This is a genomic window from Sphingomonas sanguinis, from assembly GCF_019297835.1.
Classification (GTDB): Bacteria; Pseudomonadota; Alphaproteobacteria; order Sphingomonadales; family Sphingomonadaceae; genus Sphingomonas; species Sphingomonas sanguinis_D.
On sequence record NZ_CP079203.1, the window covers coordinates 3,936,617 to 3,953,966 of the forward strand.

At 67.7% G+C, this 17,350-nt stretch carries 11 protein-coding genes; 9 read left to right on the forward strand and 2 right to left on the reverse strand.

Annotation, left to right across the window (positions count from 1 at the left end):
* Position 1: 1 nt before the first annotated feature.
* The 8 genes from KV697_RS18235 (at position 2) to KV697_RS18270 (ending at position 12,377) form a co-directional block, all read left to right on the forward strand.
* The gene (locus KV697_RS18235) at positions 2-1,486 is read left to right on the forward strand and encodes an MFS transporter (RefSeq protein WP_257575432.1); all 1,485 of its coding nucleotides are present in this window, start codon (positions 2-4) and stop codon (positions 1,484-1,486) included.
* Between the two features lie 82 nt (positions 1,487-1,568).
* A complete protein-coding gene (locus KV697_RS18240) occupies positions 1,569-2,336 on the forward strand; it encodes an SDR family oxidoreductase (protein ID WP_257575433.1) in 768 nt (255 codons plus the stop codon).
* Positions 2,333-3,295: a glycoside hydrolase family 130 protein gene (locus tag KV697_RS18245; RefSeq protein WP_219019388.1), complete on the forward strand. Its 963-nt coding sequence runs from the start codon at positions 2,333-2,335 to the stop codon at positions 3,293-3,295. The genes KV697_RS18240 and KV697_RS18245 overlap by 4 nt, the downstream gene beginning before the upstream one ends.
* A 38-nt stretch (positions 3,296-3,333) precedes the next feature.
* On the forward strand, positions 3,334-7,341 hold the full coding sequence (locus tag KV697_RS18250; protein WP_219019389.1) for a Pls/PosA family non-ribosomal peptide synthetase: 4,008 nt from the start codon (positions 3,334-3,336) through the stop codon (positions 7,339-7,341).
* On the forward strand, positions 7,338-7,895 hold the full coding sequence (locus KV697_RS18255; RefSeq protein WP_219019390.1) for a 4'-phosphopantetheinyl transferase superfamily protein: 558 nt from the start codon (positions 7,338-7,340) through the stop codon (positions 7,893-7,895). The genes KV697_RS18250 and KV697_RS18255 overlap by 4 nt, the downstream gene beginning before the upstream one ends.
* Positions 7,892-8,428, forward strand: a complete 537-nt coding sequence (locus tag KV697_RS18260) for a GNAT family N-acetyltransferase (RefSeq protein ID WP_219019391.1) — start codon at positions 7,892-7,894, stop codon at positions 8,426-8,428. The genes KV697_RS18255 and KV697_RS18260 overlap by 4 nt, the downstream gene beginning before the upstream one ends.
* Positions 8,429-8,616: 188 nt before the next feature.
* Complete coding sequence (locus tag KV697_RS18265; RefSeq protein ID WP_219019392.1) at positions 8,617-12,048, forward strand: S8 family serine peptidase; 3,432 nt, start codon at positions 8,617-8,619, stop codon at positions 12,046-12,048.
* Positions 12,048-12,377 (forward strand): hypothetical protein, encoded by a 330-nt coding sequence (locus tag KV697_RS18270; protein ID WP_219019393.1) that lies wholly within the window; start codon positions 12,048-12,050, stop codon positions 12,375-12,377. The genes KV697_RS18265 and KV697_RS18270 overlap by 1 nt, the downstream gene beginning before the upstream one ends.
* 11 nt (positions 12,378-12,388) lie before the next feature.
* On the opposite strand, the gene KV697_RS18275 is transcribed toward KV697_RS18270, so the two are convergent.
* Together KV697_RS18275 and KV697_RS18280 are read right to left on the reverse strand one after the other, a co-directional pair.
* Entirely contained in the window at positions 12,389-13,504 is a 1,116-nt protein-coding gene (locus tag KV697_RS18275) for a sensor histidine kinase (RefSeq protein ID WP_219019394.1), read from the reverse strand.
* A complete protein-coding gene (locus KV697_RS18280; protein WP_257575434.1) occupies positions 13,494-14,732 on the reverse strand; it encodes a sigma-54-dependent transcriptional regulator in 1,239 nt (412 codons plus the stop codon). Before KV697_RS18280 ends, KV697_RS18275 begins: the two co-directional genes overlap by 11 nt.
* A 202-nt stretch (positions 14,733-14,934) precedes the next feature.
* Here KV697_RS18280 and KV697_RS18285 point away from each other — a divergent pair, with 202 nt between their 5' ends.
* Positions 14,935-17,346, forward strand: a complete 2,412-nt coding sequence (locus KV697_RS18285) for an ABC transporter permease (RefSeq protein WP_219019396.1) — start codon at positions 14,935-14,937, stop codon at positions 17,344-17,346.
* Positions 17,347-17,350 lie beyond the last annotated feature (4 nt).

Here is a 17,350-nt window from a genome sequence, read left to right on the forward strand (position 1 = left end):
GATGAGTGCGGATGTGAATGACGGGCTGGCTCCCGGTGTCGAGGCGGTGACCAGCGGCGCCCCCCGTTCGGAAGAGCCGGTGCAGACCCGTGGCTACCGTGTCATCGCGCTCGTCGTCGCCTCCGCGCTTTTCATGCAGCAACTCGACGGCACCGTCCTGACCGTCGCGCTGCCCACCATGGCGCGCGATCTGGCGACCCCCGCCACCAGCCTCAGCCTGGCGCTGACCAGCTATCTGCTCGCGCTGGCGCTGTTCATTCCCGCCAGCGGGACGCTGGCCGACAAGTTCGGGTCGCGCACCATCTTCTGTTCGGCGATCGGGGTGTTCCTGCTCGGTTCGATCCTGTGCGCGCAGTCGGGGTCGCTACCCACATTGGTCGCCGCGCGTTTCCTGCAAGGCATCGGCGGCGCGATGATGGTGCCGGTCGGGCGGCTGGTCCTGCTGCGCAGCGTCGCCAAGGCGGACATGGTGCAGGCGCTGTCCTGGCTGGTCATGCCCGCGCTGATCGGGCCGATCCTGGGGCCGCCGCTGGGCGGGTTCATCGTGACGTGGCTCGACTGGCGCTGGATCTTCTATCTCAACATTCCGATCGGCATCATCGGCATGATCGGCGCGTGGATGCTGGTGCCCGAGGTGCGCGGCGATGCGCGGTTGCGGTTCGACGTGTCGGGCTTCTTCCTGTCGGGCATCTCGCTCGGCTGTCTGTTGTTCGGGTTCGAACTTGCCAGCCGCCCCGGCACCGGCCTGGTCGCGATTGGCCTGTTGGTGATCGGCGCGGTCTTCGGATGGCTCTATATCCGCCATGCGCGGCATATGACCGACCCGATCCTCGACCCCACGCTGATGCGGGTGCCGACCTTTCGCTTGTCGGTGATCGGCGGCTCGCTGACCCGGATCACCCAGGGCGCGCAGCCCTTCCTGCTGCCGCTGATGTTCCAGCTCGGCTTCGGCCTCAGTGCCGCCAAGACGGGCACGATCACCATGGCGGGTGCGGTCGGTGCGCTGGCGATGAAGGCGCTCGCGCCGCGCGTCCTGCGCCGCTGGGGCTTTCGCCGCAGCCTGATCGTGTCGGGTCTGGCCAGCAGTGCGGGCTATGCGACCTGTGCGTTCTTCCGCCCCGACTGGTCGATCCCGCGCATCACCTTCATCCTGGCACTGTCGGGCTTCTTCACCTCGTTCCAGTTCACGGGCTTCAACGCCATCGCCTATGCCGATGTGGACAAGGACCGGATGAGTGCGGCGACCAGCTTCTATGCGACCTTCCAGCAGCTGACCCTGTCGCTGGGCATCTGCACCGCCGCGACCGTGCTGGAACTGGGTTCGCTGGTCGAGGGGAAGGGCGGGCCGACGCTGAACAGCTTCTCGGCGGCGTTCATCGTGGTAGCGATCATCTCGGCCTCGGCGGTCATCTGGAACCGGCGCTTCGCCCCCGATGCGGGCGCGGCGATGAGCGGACATCATGGACATGGGGATAGCGATGAATGACGGATTTTTAATGTCATTCCCGTTCAGCAACGATCCAGCATAGAAATCGTTACCGGCGTTCATCCCATATAGGAGAAGGCCGGTGGCAGCGCAGACGGTAATCGTGACGGGAGCCGAGTCCGGGATCGGCGCGGCCTGTGCGGAGGCGTTCGGCGCGACTGGGGCGAGGGTCGCGATCCTGTTCCACAGCGATCAGGGCGCCGCCGATATTTCCGCCGAGGCGGTGCGCAAGGCAGGCGGCGAGGCGATGACGGTGCAGGTCGGCGTCGATGACGAAGCCTCGGTCGACCGGGCCTTTGCCACCGTCGAGAAGGAATGGGGCGCGGCCGACGTGCTGGTCAATTCCGCCGGGGTCAACATGGCGGGCGTTGCCGTCCGCGATATGACGCTGGCGCATTGGCAGCGGATGATCGACACCGACCTGACCGGTGCCTTCCTGACCTCGCGTCGCTTCCTGACCGGGCGGGGCGAGGCGAAGGGGGATGCGGCGATCCTTCAGATCTCGTCGATCCACGCCTATGCGGTGCGCGCGGGCGGTGCGGATTATTGCGCGGCGAAGGGGGGGCTGACCACGCTGGTCGAGACGCTCGCCATCGAGGAGGCACCGCGCGGTGTCCGGGTGAACGCGATCGAGCCTGGCATGATCCTGACCCCGATGAACGCCAAGGCGCAGGCCGATCCGGCCTATCGCGCGAGCTTGGAGAAGAACATTCCGATGGGCCGCGCGGGCAAGGCGTCGGAGGTCGCGGACCTCGCCGTCTTCCTCGCCTCCGACAAGGCACGCTACATCACCGGCGCGCGGATCGTCATCGACGGCGGCCTGTCGCTGATGCAGGCGCTCGGCGCATGACGGGGGCCGATGTGAACAGCTCGGTCGCCGATCCGCATCGCAAGGACCAGGTGGCCGACGCGCCGCTCGACCTCGACTTCAACGTCAAGCGGATCGAGGACGTCACGCTCGAAGGGCCGCCCGAGCTGATGGCCCGCGATCTGATGAGCCCCTATGTCTGGCGCGAGTCCGATGGCCGCTGGGGCATGATGGTCCGCGCGGTGGTGCCGCAGGGCGAGACGCTGACCGATACCGGCGTGATCTGGGCCGGGTGGAGCGAGAACGGGCGGCATTTCACGATGCTCGACACGCCGTCCATCGCACCCGGACCCGGCGAGCATGATGCGGGCGGGGTCGAGGACCCGACGGTCGTGCGCACCGACGATGGCTATATCGTCTATTATTCCGGCGTGCTGGCCGATCACGCGCATGGCGAGCTGTCCTATGCCGCCGGGCCGTCGATCGACCGGCTGGAGAAGAGCGGCGTCGCGCTCGCGTCCTCCAAGTCGGAGGGCAATACCAAGGAGGCGACGGTCGACCGCACGGCCGACGGGCGCTGGCGGCTGTTCTACGAATATGCCGCCGACGAGGCATCGCGCATCGGACTGGCGATCGGCGAGGATGTGGCGGGGCCGTGGACCGAGCAGCCGACGCCCTTCATGCCGCGCGAGAAGAGCTGGGACGACTGGCATCTGTCGACCGGCCCGCTCCTGACCGACGACAAGAACTGCCCGGTGATGTTCTACAATGGCGCGACCCGCGATGCGCGCTGGCGGATCGGCTGGGTCGCGTTCGACGAGCATTATACCCGCGTCGTCGCGCGCGGGATCGAACCGCTGATCCTGCCGCCGCCCGCCGATGATCGCGGCGCGACCGATATCGCCTTCGCCGCCTCGGTCGTTGTCGCGGAGGATGGCATCTGGCTTTACTATTCGCTCGAAGATCGGCGATTGTCGCGGGCGTTGATCCGGCGCAGTTGAGCCGTCCGTCCTTGTTCCCAGCGTAAGAAAGCCCGTCGATGCTCGGAGAATTCGAAGCACCCGTCGCCCCGAGCATCCACGCCTCGATCGCCCCGGCCCCGGCATTGCGCCCCGACCGGCCCTATGCCCGAGACGAGCTGCTGCACGAGCTGTTCGACGCGACCTGCCGGACGCGCGGCTGGACGACCGCGCTGAAGCTGATCGGCGCGGACGAGGAATTCGGCCGCTCGACCGAATGGACCTATGACATGCTGGCCCAGCGCAGCCTGTCGCTGGCGCATCGGCTGCGGGCGCAGGGCGTGGGGAAGGGCGACCGCGTCGTCTTGTGCCTGCCGCGCGGGCTCGACCAGTATATGGCGATCCTGGGCGTATTGCGGACGGGCGCCGCCTATGTGCCGGTGGATTGGGGATACCCGCAGGACCGCATCGCCTTCATCATCGAGGATAGCGGCGCGGCGCTGACCATCACCACCGGGGCGCGGGCGGGCGAGATACCGGGGGCGACGCTGGCGCTGGATGCCGAACTGGGCGACCTGGCCGCCGAGCCGCCGGTGCCGATGGGCCGCGACGTGACGGGGGCGGACCCGCACGACCTCGCCTATATCATCTATACCTCGGGCACGACCGGACGGCCCAAGGGGGTGATGATCACCCATGCCAATGCCTGTCACCTGGTCCGCTCCGAAAGCGCGATCCTGGCGCTAGAGCCCGACGACATCGTGTTCGGCGGGTTCAGCCTGGCCTTCGACATGTCGGTCGAGACGATGTGGAGCGCGTTCTTCGTCGGCGCCAAGCTGCTCGTCGCGGCCGAGCCGCTGGCGGCGAGCGGCCCCGATGTCGCCGTCGCGCTGGCGGCGGAAAGGACGACGATCTGGCATGTCGTTCCCTCGCTGATCGCGCTGGTCGAGCATCCGGTGCCGACCCTGCGCCTGATCAACATGGGGGGCGAGGCATGCCCGGCCGACCTGCCGCGTCGTCTGGCACGGCCCGGCCTTCGGCTGCTCAACACCTATGGCCCGACCGAAACCTCGGTGACCGCGACCTGGACCGAGGTGCAGCCGGGCAAGCGCATCACCATCGGCAAGCCGCTGCCCGGCTATACCGCCTGGATCGTCGACGAGCAGTTGCAGCCGGTCGAGGCGGGGCAGGAGGGCGAGCTGGTCATCGGTGGCCCCGGCGTCGGGGTCGGTTACGTCAACCGCCCCGACCTGACGGCCGAAAAATTCACCATGACCCCGTTCGACACCGTGTCGGGTGGGTCGGAGCGTATCTATCGCTCGGGCGACCTGGTTCGGCTCGACGCGGCGGGTGACATCGATTTCGTCGGGCGCATCGACACCCAGGTGAAGATTCGCGGCTTCCGCGTCGAACTCGCTGAGATCGAGGCGGTGATAGGCGAGGCGCCGGGCGTCGCGCAGGCCGTGGTGCATCTGTTCACCGATGCCGATGGTTCGGAGTTTCTGGCCGCCTTCCTGGTCGCACGGAACGGCGAGACGATCGACATTGCCGACATCAAGGCACGCGTCACCGAGCGCCTGCCCAATTATATGCGCCCCGCCGCCTATCAGCAGCTGGCGGCGCTGCCGACCTTGCCCGCCTCGGGCAAAGTCGACCGCAAGGCGCTGGTAAAGCCGGAGATCACCGTCGACACCGGCCGCACGATCGAGCCGCCCGCCACCCCGATGGAGGAAAAGCTCCACGCCATCTGGAGCGAAGCCTTCGCGCCGCAGCCGGTATCCGTCACCGACGATCTGTTCGAGGATCTGGGCGGCCATTCGCTCAAGGCCGCGCGATTGGTCTCGGCGGCGCGCAAGGTCGTGGGGCTGGAGGGGCTGTCGCTCGAAGACCTTTATGCCGCGCCGACCATCCGTGCGCTCGCGACCCGGATCGGTGGCGCGGCGGCGGTCGCGGTTCAGACCGAGGAGAGCTTCCACCGCGTTCCCGAATGGAAGCGTTGGCTGTGCGTCGCCGCGCAGACGGTCGCGCTGCTGCCCGTCTATACCATCGCCGGGCTGCAATGGTTCTTTCCCTATGTCGCCTATACCCACCTGGCCGGGCGGATGCCGCGCATCGACGCGCTGATCCTGAGTGCGCTGTTCTTTACCATCGTGCCGGTCGCCTCGATGCTGTTTTCGATTGCCGCCAAGTGGCTGATCGCGGGGCGGTTCAAGGCGGGGGACTATCCGCTATGGGGCGGCACCTATTTCCGCTGGTGGCTGGTGCGGCGGATCATCGCGGTGACGGCGACGCCCTATCTGGCGGGCACGCCGATGATCCGGGGCTATTACCGGATGCTGGGCGCGAAGATCGGCAAGCGCGCCTATATCGGCAATGGCGTCATCGACACCGCCGACTTGTTCGCCTGCGGCGACGATGCCATCGTCAGCGATCAGGCAGTGATGGCAACCAGCTCGGTCGAGCGCGGGTTGCTGCGGCTGGGCACGGTGACGCTGGGCGACCGCGCGTTCGTCGGCGGCCAGTCGGTGGTCGGCCGCAATTCGGCTCTGGAGGATGATGCGATCCTCGACGACATGGCCGCGCTTCCCGCCGAGACGGTGATCCCGGCCGGGCAACGCTGGACCGGATCGCCCGCTGCCTTCGACCGAATGGTCGAGCCGGGCGAGGTCATCACGACGGGCAAGCGGGCGGGGCCGTCGCTGGCGATCTTCATCGGCGCGCTACTGCTGCCGATCATCGCCATCCTGCCGATCGCGCCGGGCCTGATCGCGCTGATCGAGCTGGACTGGGCGACGACCGGCTATGGCTATATGCTCGTCTCGCCGTTGCTCGCCGCGACCTATATCGTGATGATGTGCGTGTTGACGGTGCTGGCCAAGCGGCTGATCCTTGGGAGGGTGAAGCCGGGCGTCTATCGTCTCGATAGCTGGTTCTATGTCCGTTACTGGATGGTCCGGCAGATCAACGACCTGGCGCTGCGGCTGCTGCACCCGATCTTCGCGACGCTCTACGTCATCCCCTGGTACCGCGCGCTGGGCGTCAAGGTCGGGCGGCGGGCGGAGATTTCGACCGCCAGCGCCATTGTCCCCGATCTGGTCGAGATCGGGCCGGAGAGCTTCATCGCGGACTCGGTGATCTTCGGCGCGGCCAAGATCGGCCATGGCACCATCGAGCTGGCGCATACCAAGATCGGCCGCCGCAGCTTCATCGGCAATTCGGCGCTGCTGCCCACCGGCGCGCAGATCGGCGACGAGGTGCTGATCGGCGTCCTCTCCAAGCCGCCCGAGGACCTGACCCTGGCCACCGAGGCGGGCAGCACCTGGTTCGGTTCGCCCGCGATCAAGCTGCCGGTGCGGCAGGTCGCGACGATGTTCGACGAAGGCGCCCGCTTCAACCCGTCCAAGGGCCTGATCGCCACGCGGCTGTCGATCGAGGCGATCCGCACCACCCTGTCGCTGACCGCGTTCCTGGTGTTCTTCAGCGCGCTGCTGTCGATCGTCGGCGATCTGGACGATTTGGAGCGGGGCGGACTGGTCATCATCTCGGCCTTCCCGTTCCTCTATGTCGGTTTCTGCCTGGCGTGCGGGGTGTTCGTGCTGGCGCTGAAATGGCTGGTGGTCGGGCGCTACCGGGCACGAACCGCGCCCTTGTGGAGCACCTTTGTCTGGCGCACCGAGCTGGTCACCGCGACCTATGAGAACCTCGCCGTCGCCAACTTGCTGGAGCCGTTGCGCGGCACGCCCTGGATCGGGCTCTATCTCCGGCTGATGGGGGCTAAGGTCGGCAGGCGCTGCTATATCGACACCACCGACCTGACTGAGCATGATCTGGTGACGATCGGCGACGATGTCGCGCTCAACGACTATGCCGGGCTGCAGACGCATCTGTTCGAGGACCGGGTGATGAAGGTCGGGGCGATCAAGGTCGGCGACCGGGCCACCATCGGCTCGCTGGCGATCGTGCTGTATGATGCCGAGATCGGGGCGGACGCACAGCTGGGCGACCTGTCGGTCGTCATGAAGGGCGAGACGCTGCCCGACGGCACCAATTGGGAAGGCAGCCCGGCGCGGATCGTCACCGAGGCATGATTCCGCTGCGGCATGACGGGCCGCTCGATCGGCTGGACTGGGATGGTGCCACGCCCGTCGTGTGGCGTGCGTCAGATCCGGGGCGAGGGAAGCGCGCTCCGCTGGCCGATGCGTTGCTCGCCCGACTGACGGGGGGATCGGTCCGGCTGGTGCGGAGTGCGACCGGCCAGCCGCAGGTCGCGTCCCCGGCGGGTTGGTATCTCGGCATCGCCGGGCGCGGCGGGGCCTGCCTGATCGCGGCGGCGCGGCAGCCCATCGCGGTGGACCGTGAAGTGGTGGACGATGCGCCCCCGCTCTGGGACATGCTGACCCCGGCGGAGGTGCGGGACGTGCGCGCCGCGGCCGATACGCCTCGGGCTTGGATGCGGCGTTGGACGATCAAGGAAGCGCATGCCAAGCTGATCGGCGATCCCCGCCGCATCGCCGCCGAGACGATCGAGACGCGGCTGATCGACGATCATTTATCGACCGCGCATCGCGAAGGCGAGCGTGCCTCGCAATGCTGGACCCGCGACGAGGGCGGGGCGATCGAGACGGTGGCGTTATGGGCATGATCGATGTCGAGGTCCGCCCCTATGTGGAGGCCGACCGTGACGATGTGCTGGCGATCTTCGACGCCAATCGGGCCGACTATTTCGGAGCGGGGGACCGCGACTGGCTGATCGAGACGCTCGACGAGCCGGACGGTCCCGCCTTCGTCGTCGCGATCGACGGACGCGCGGCGGCGTTCGGCGGCTACGAGGTCTGGGACCATTACAACAAGGCTTTGCTCTATTGGGGCATGGCGGCACCGGCCTGGCATGGCTGCGGACTGGGGCGGCTGTTGCTGATGGCGCGGTTGCATCATGTCGCGGTCCATGCCGACCCGCCGACGCGCTATGTCACGGTCGACACCTCACCGCAGGTCGCGCCGTTCTTCCTGCGCTGCGGCTTCGAGCAGACGGCGGTCTGGCCCGACGGCTATCGATCCGGCATGACCATGCACGAGCTGCGTTTCGATCTGGCGAAGCTGTCGGCGCAAGAGTTGGCGGCCCGCTGCGACGACGCGCTGGTGGCCGTGCGTCAGGCGATTCGCCAGCCTCGCTGACGACTTGGGCCTAAGTGCGGTGCGGCCCGGCGCTCTACAGTCCTTCAGCTTCCTTTCCGTTACGTCATCGGGCATCGTTCCGGAGTCGAAACAAGAAAACTTTGCAAACCTTTGTAATTAATCCATTTTCGGAGTTGACAGTCCTCTGGCTCCATGAAAACCCCGTCATCCTTAAATCTATGATATCGATGGATAATAAGGGGACTATCGTGGGGGTGGGCGTTTCTCGCGTATCGTTGCTGGCGATCGCTGCATTTTGTCTCGTTCAGGCGGGCTCCGCCGCCGCGCAAAGCCAGTATGTGCCGCCCGCGCCGACCGGGGGCTATGTGATGGCTAATGGCCAGCGCACGGCGGACTATAACGCGGCGCTGGCGTCCTGGCGGCAGGACAGGCAATTCTCGGTCGATTACACCAAGGGCTATCTGGGGCTGGAATATGCCTATGTCCTGGGTCTGTCGGGCAAGGGGCAGACGATCGGCATCAACGATGCGGGCGTGGCGATGAACCATCCGCTGTTCGCCGGATCGGGCAAGATTTCGGGGCTGCGCACGCCGATCCCCTCGACCTATGGCAATGACGGCATGGTCAATCCCCGGCGGCCCTGGGAAATCCACGGCACCCATGTCGCGGGCACGGCGGCGGGCAACCGGCTGGCGAACGGCGTGATGTTCGGCAATGCGTTCGGCGCGAATATCCTGTCCGCGACGACCAACTTCTCGGCGGGCGACTTTCTGTGGTGGCGCGACCAGATCCTGGACAATGTCATGGTCGCGACCGCGCAGGAGAATATCCCCGCGCTCGCCGATACCGGGCGGGTCCGGATCATCAACAACAGCTGGGGGTCGACCGCGACCCAGCCTTATACGCTGACCCCGTCCCAGGCGCGGGCCGCGTTTCAGCAGACGCTGGGCGGCTTTTACGATCCGGTCCTGAAGAATGACGTGCTGGTCGTGTTTTCGGCGGGCAATGGCGGCGGCGTCCATGCCAGCATCGATGCGGTGACGCCGCTCAATGACCTGCGGCTGCGCTCCAACTGGCTGTCCGTCACCAATTATCTGGCGGACGGCACGGCGGCGGCCAGCACCAGTCTGTGCGGCCAGACCGCGACCTGGTGCGTGTCGGGGCCGGGCAGCTCGGTCGTGTCCTCGGCACCGACCTATCTGGTCGACGGCACCGCGATCCGCGCCAAATATACCCGCGCCATGTACCCGGCCATTTATGCCGCGACGACCTTGACCCAGTTGCAGAATGCGGCGGTCAATGCGTGGCTGGGCGTGCTGAACGACTATCTCAACCGGCGTGATGCGGCCAAGGCATCGGGGCGCTTCTTCGACGGGGAGGCCGAGCGGACCAAGGTGGCGCAGCAGGCGGTCGGCATCTCGCTGGCATACGGCGCGCGGTTCATGACGCCCGATCCCGATGGCTATACCAGCCGTCTGGCGCAGATCCTGACCATCCCCGGCAATGTCGCGCTGGTCGGCCGGGATTTCTCCTATTCGGTGCTGACCCAGGCCAATGCGCTCATCACCGCCGAGCTTCAGAAGTACATCACCTTCACCGGGCCGGGCTATGCCGCGCTGACCGGAACGTCGATGGCCGCGCCCAACGTTTCGGGCTTTGCGGCGCTGCTGATGGAGTATTTCCCCGAATATAATACCGGGCTGATCTCCGACATTCTCGTGTCCAGTTCCAAGGATCTCGACACGCCGGGCGTCGACCTGCGCTCAGGGTGGGGGGCGCCGCAGATGGCGGTGGCGCTGCGCGGGCCGACCGCGCTGCGCGACACGCGCGAAGTCACGGTGGCGTCGGGCACCACCGATATCTGGAGCAACCCGATCACCGACGCGCGCGACCGTTATTCGGCCGAGGTGCTGGCGGGCTTCCCGAATGACATCGGCGGTCTGGTCAAGCGGGGCGGCGGCGAGCTGATCCTGACCGCCGCCAACAGCTATAGCGGCCCGACCCGCGTCGAGCAGGGCCAGCTTACCGTGGACGGCAGCCTGACCCGCTCGGCGGTGACGGCGGTGTCCGGCGGTATCCTCGCCGGTAACGGTAGCGTCGCGTCGCTGACCGCCGGATCGGGCGGCATCGTCTCGCCCGGCAGCACCGGCGCATTTGGCACGCTGACGGTGGCGGGGAACGCCAGCCTGGGTTCGGGCAGCCAGTTCGTCGCCGATATCGGCCCCGCCGGGGCGTCGGACCGGCTGGCGGCGCGCAGCATCGTGCTCGGCGGCGGCACGCTGACGCTGCGGCCGGTCAATTATGTGCCGCGCTACGGCGACAGCTATACGATCCTGACCGCCTCGAACGGCATCACGGGCAGCTTCGGCAGCGCGACCGCGTTCAGCGCGATCCTCTATCCCGAGCTGAGCTACAGCGCCGGTCGGGTGACGGCGGCGGTGGGGGCCAGGCCCTATGCCAGCGTCGTGGCGGCGACGCCGGTGCAGACCGCCTATGCGCGGCTGCTCGACGCCAATCGTTCGGCCTATGCGAACTTGCGCGGCACCTACGACCTGCTCGACCTTCAGGATGTCGGCACGATCCGGGGCAATCTGGAGGCGATCGCGCCACGGGCGGAGACGACGCGCCGGGCGATCGGCACCACCGCGACGGACAATATCGCGCGCTTCTATCGCGACCGCCTGAACGGAATGACGCCGGACGGCTTTGCGGGCGGCACGGTCGCGATGATCGGCAAGCCGTTGGAATTCGCGGCCAACGCCATCGTCGCACCCGGCCGCCCCCAGACGGTCAGCGACACGCCAACCAGCATGGTTCGCGAAAACATGCTGCCCGACAATGTCTCCGCCTATCTGGCCGGAGGCTATGTCGACGGGTCGGGCGCAGCCATGCCCGGCACCATCGGCGGCCGCGATCCGTTCGACGGCTTCTATATCGCGGGCGGTGTCGAGGCGCGGGTGTCGGATACGGCGGCGCTGGGCTTCGGCCTGTCCTATTCGGACATCGACGGCGACCAGCGTTTCGGCCAGTCGGCCAAGGGCGAGCTGATCCAGGGCACGCTCTATGGGCGGCTCGGCGGCACGCTCGGCCCGGCGCTCGATGCGCAGTTCGGGGCGGGCGTGTACCAGTCCTCGACCCGGCGTCAGGGCAGCTTCGTCGGCACGGCGTTCGACCTGCGCTCGCGCGACAATGCGCTAGCGCTGTCGAGCGAGGTGGGCGCGAGCTACACCAAGGGCAGCGGCGCGGTACGCTTCGGCCCGCGCGTCGCGATCCGCACCAGCAGCATCGACTTCACCCCCACGGGCGAAACGGGCACCGGCCCGGCGCTGGTGTACGGTCGCGAGCGCTTCCTGAGCGTTCAGGGCCGCGCGGGGCTTCAGATCGACGCGACCGAAGGCGGCTTCCGCCCCTTCGCCTCGGCCTATTACGTCCATGATTTCGAGGGACGTCCGGGCTATTTCAACGCCGGTTTCGCAGGTGGCACGCGGGCGGAGGCGCGCTTCCTGACCGCGACGCAGGACCGCAACTGGGGCGAGATCAGCGCAGGCATCGCCTATCGCTCGGGTCGGGCGACCGTCTCGCTGGCGGCGGACTCGACGGTAGGGCGCGAGGATGTGCGCAACCAGTCCTATCGCGCCGGGCTGAAGCTGTCCTTCTGATGATGGCGGCCCTGCTGCTGGTGGTGGCCGATCCGGTGCCGCTGACCATCTATCGGCGGCAGGGCGCGACGGTGGCGCAGGTCGAGGCCGATCTGCGGCGGTGTCGGCTCGTCACCACCGGCCCGGCGGCCGGTGGTGAGCGCCCGGATGGCGCGGCACTGCTCGACAATGGCGCACCGGGAAACCCGCCGGGCGAGACGATCGCGGGGTGCATGGCGACCTATGGCTGGCATGGCCATGCCCTGTCGGAGCGGGAGCGGCGCGACCTGTCCCGCCTCGCTCCCGCCGCGCGCCGGAAAGCCCTGGCGCGGCTGGTTGGGCGGCCATAGCCCCGAGCCACTCAATAGGGCGTTTGCGCAGAGTCGCCGCCTATGTCGGACGGCAGGCGCATACGGAACGTCGTGGGCGCGATCGGCAGCAGGTCCAGCATGCCGCCATGCCCCTGCGCGATCCGGCGTGCCAGGCTGAGGCCGATACCGCTTCCCGTCGGTTTTGTCGTGTCGAAGGGGCGGAAGATCGCCGCCGTTCGGTCCGCCGGAATGCCGGGGCCGTCGTCGCTGACCTCGATGGTCCAATGTCTGTCCGAAGCCATGACGGACAGGTCGACATGGCCCGTTTCGCCCGTCGCCTCGACGGCGTTCTGCAACAGCGCCCATAGCGCCTGGCTGAGCTGATCGCGGTCGATGGCGCCGATCAGGTCCGGTGGCACGGCGACGGTCAGCACGGCCTGTGGCCAGCGCCCCGCGAACAGCCGCGCCAGATCGTCGATCAGTTCCGCCAGCGCGGTGTCCTGCCGCATCGGTGGAGGCAACCGGGCGAGCGAGCGATAGGCTTCGGTGAAGCGCTGCAACCCCTCCGCCCGGCGGGCGAGGGTCGTGAGGATTTCGGGCAGCAGCGCCGGATCGCTGTCACGCGCCTCGGCCGCCGCCAGCCCGCATTCGGCCAGCGAGACGATGGGGACCAGGCCGTTGAGCATTTCATGTCCCAGCACCTGGATCATCTCGGCACTCGCCCGCGCCTCGGCGGTGCGTTCCTCGCTCTCCACATCGATCAGCGCGACGACGGACCGGCTGGCGACATCGACCCGGTCGGCGCGCCAGCTTCGCCCGGCATGGCGCAGATGCGTCGCCGTGCGGTCGATCAGCGGCGGCGGTACGGGCAGGACGCGGTCGTCGGTGGCGAACAATTGTCTCGCCGCCCGGTTCAGCGCGCGGACCACTGATCCATCAATCAACAACAGCGGCGTGGGCGAGGCGTCGAGTAACAGGCGGTGGCTGGCCGCATCGGGTTCATCCGGCGCGACCGCCATCGCGACCGGACGCCGGGCGGTGAGCCGATCGGCCAGTAACAGGGCGAGGATCGCCAGCGCCCCGCCTGCCAGGGCCAGCCAGAGGCCATGCACCCAGGCCAGCGCCGCCCCTGCCCCGATAATCGCTAGCGCCAGCCTAGAGCCCATGCTGCGCCATTCGCCGGTATAGCGTGCCCCGGCTGAGCCCCAGCGCGGCGGCGGCGCGGGAGATATTATGGCGATGCTCCTTCAACGCGGCCTCGATCATCAGCTTCTCGGCATCGTCGAGCCGGAAGGCAGCGGCCGGGCCGGTTTCCGGCAGGGTCGTGCTCGCGGGGGCGGGCAGGATCGCGGCGGCGTCGATCACCCCGTCATCGGACAGCAGCACAGCCCGCTCGATCGCGGCGGCCAGCCCGCGCACCTCGTCCGGCCACTCGGTCGCGGCGACGATCGCCTCGGCGGCGGGGGTCAGCCGGGCGCGAGGACGGCCGAAACTCTCTCCAGCCGTCTGGGCGAAATGCCGCGCCAGGATCACCGCATCGCCCTTGCGCATCGCGAGCGGCGGCACCGCGATCTCCAGCGTGCAGAGACGGCGGCGCAGGGCTGGCGACAGCGGCGCCAGGCTGTCGGCGATGCTGATGCAGCGCAGCCTCATCGGCAGCCGGTCGAGCAGCCGCGCCTGGGCGACTATGTCCAGCCGGTCGGCATGGCGGAGCAGCACCGTTCCGCGTGCCTCGCTCAATCCATGCCATTGCTCGGCATCGCGCAGGTCGATCCGGATCGGCGGGTCGGCGGCATCCGTCGAGGCGGCATGAACCGCCATCGCCGTCAGCGTCCGTCCCGACCCCGACCGGCCGATGACCGCGATGTTGGCGACGGTCGGCCCGACCCGCTGGACGACCGCGCGCACCGCCGCCATCTCGGGGGACTCGCCGAGCAGCATGGTGCCACCGATCGGGCGGGGCGGCGGCGTCCCCCCGGCCGGGCGGTCGCCGATGACGGTCGCGCATTTGGTGAGCAGATCGTCCTTGCGCCAGGGCTTCGTCACGAAGTCGCGTGCGCCCGCCTGCATCGCCGCGACCGCGATGCGTATGCCGCTATGCGCTGTGATGACGATGATCCGTGCATCCGGGTCGTCCGCCACCATCCGCGCGATGCAGCCCAGTCCTTCCTGGCCGTTGGTGCATCCGGCCGAGAAATTCATGTCGAGCAGGATCGCATCGTAACGCCGCCGCGCCAGCCGGGAATAGGCCGCACCCGGATCGCTCGCGATGTCGAGCCGATGGCCTGCCAGCCGAAAAAGGATTTCCGTCGACCGTGCCACGACCGGATCGTCCTCGACCAGCAATATCTCCCACCCGCTTGACAGTCCGGTCGGGTGTCCGTGCGCGGACACAATGTCCGCACCTGTCCCGCCATCCGATCGCGTCGAAGAAGATAAGTCTGATTTCATAGTAAGTTGGCATTTCCGAAGCTGGGCAGGGACAGTTCCTCCATGATGACCGAACAACCGATCCGCGCAAGTGCCGCATAGACAGGCCGGGCCACCACAGCCTAGCAGTCGTCCGGCGCGCGATCAGACATGGGGGACGTTTCGCGTGAACAGCTTTGCCCTTCTCTCGCTCTACCGTTCGCTGACCCGCCACAAACTCTATGCCGCGCTCAATATCGGCGGGCTGGCGGTTGGGATCGCGGTGTTCTTCGTGCTCGGCCTCTATGTGCGGTTCGAGACGAGCTTCGAGCGATGGCTGCCGCATCATGATCAGATCTATCTGGTCCAGAACGACTGGAAGCGCAGTGACGGGCCCTATTTTGGCAAGTTACCCGATTCGATGGGCGGTCTGCTGGACGAGATGCTACAGGATTTCCCCGGCCTGGTCGGCACCCGGTATATGGGCGGCGAGGAGGGCGGCAGCGTCATGCGCGGCGGTATCGCCCAGTTGGAGGATGTCGCACAGGTCGACGCCTCCTTCTTCCAGGTCTTCGACCTGCCGATGGTGGCAGGCGACAAGGCGACCGCGCTGGCCGATCCGTCGAGCGTGGTCATCAGCCGTTCGGCGGCACGCCGCTTTTTCGGCGATGCCGATCCGATCGGGCGGACCCTGACCCTGATGCTGGACGACAAATCCACGCGCCGCGTGACCGGCGTGTTCGAGGATCTGCCCAAGACGACCGATTTCCGGTTCTCGATCCTGACCCGCCTGTCGACCTATCATCCGGAGGAATGGTGGACCCGCTGGGGTAGCGGATCGGTGCTGACCTATCTGCGCTTCCCCGACGAGGCGGCAGCCAGGGCGTTCGAGAACCGGATACCCGGTTTTATCGATCGTCGCGGAGCGCGTGATCTGGGCCCGAACGCCGCGTCGAAATTCGGGCTGCCACTGTTGCCCATCACGCGCGTCCATCTGGAGCCGGCGAACGGGGAAAGCGGCGGGCGCAAGCAGACCGTGGTGACGCTGGGCGTGGTCGGCGTCCTCACCCTGCTGATCGCGGTGGTGAACTATATCAATCTGGCGAGCGCACGGGCGGGTTTGCGGGCGCGGGAAGTGGCGATGCGCAAGGTGCTGGGCGCCGACCGCGCGACGTTGATCCGCCAATTCCTGGGCGAGGCGATCCTGGCGGTCGGCGTGGCCGGGCTGCTGGGCCTGATCCTGGCGGAGATCGGCCTGCCACTGGTCAACGCGGCGGGCGGACTGTCGCTCGCCATGCCCTATGCCATCGTCGTGCCCGTGCTGTTGCTGGTGTCGCTGGTGGTCGGGACGGCGGCGGGTTTTTACCCGGCGGTTCTGTTGTCCGGCTTTCCCGCAGCCTCGGTGCTCGCGTCCGCGCGGACGCCGGGCGGCGGCCGGGCGGGGGCACGGGCGCGCGAGGCGTTGGTCGTCTTCCAGTTCACCCTGGTTATCGCCTTCCTGATCGGCACCGGCGTGCTGGTCGCGCAGACCCGGCATCTCCGCACCGCCGATCTGGGCTTTCGCCGCGACGGGATGCTGATCCTGCCATGGGTCAGCTATGTCGATGCCGCCAAGCGCCCCGCGTTGATCGCGGCGTTCAAGGCAGTGCCCGGCGTCACGATGGTCGCCACCGCCGACACGGCCATGGGCAGGCTGGGCAACAACAATGCCGCGAATGTCGCGGTCCCCGGACGGCCGGGTCCGGGTCCTTCGCTGCGCCAGATCAATGTCGGCAGCGACTTTTTCGGACTCTACGGCCCTCGGCTGCTGGCCGGGCGCTTCTTCGACGATGCGCATCGGACGGACGACGGCACTGACCGGAAACGCGGCGACCCGCGCAATATCGTCATCAATCGTGAGGCGGTGACGGCACTGGGCTTTGCGTCGCCCGAACAGGCGATCGGCAAGACCGTCGGGCAGGAGCATCCGCTGACCATCATCGGCGTCATCGACGCGCTGCGCTTCTTCTCGCCTCGTACTCCGCCCCAGCCGACCTATTATTACTACACGCGCGGGATCGTGCGTTGGCCCTCGGTCACGATCCGCTTCATCGGCGATCCGCGTACCGTCATGAACGCTGTCCGGGCCGCGTGGCAGCGGGTCGCGCCAGAGGCGCCGTTCAAGGGGGATACGAGCGTCCAACTGCTCCAGAGCTATTATGACGCCGATGAACGGGCGACGCGGCTGTTCGGGATCGGCGCGGGTCTGGCGGTGCTGATCGGCTGTGTCGGCCTGTGGGGCCTGGCGTCGTTCAACACGGCGCGGCGGGTCAAGGAGATCGGCATCCGCAAGGTGCTGGGCGCCTCATCGGCCGATATCGTCCGCTTGCTGGTCGGGCAGTTCCTGCGGCCGGTCTTGATCGCCAACGTCATCGCCTGGCCTTTGGCGTTCGTCGCGATGCGGACTTGGCTGGCGGGGTTCGACGATCGGATCAGCCTGTCGCCGCTCTTCTTCGTCGGGGCCAGCCTGCTTGCGATCGTCATCGCGGTGCTGACCGTGCTGGGCCAGTCGCTGCGCGCCAGCCGCGCCACGCCCGCCTGGGCCTTGCGCCACGATTGAGGAA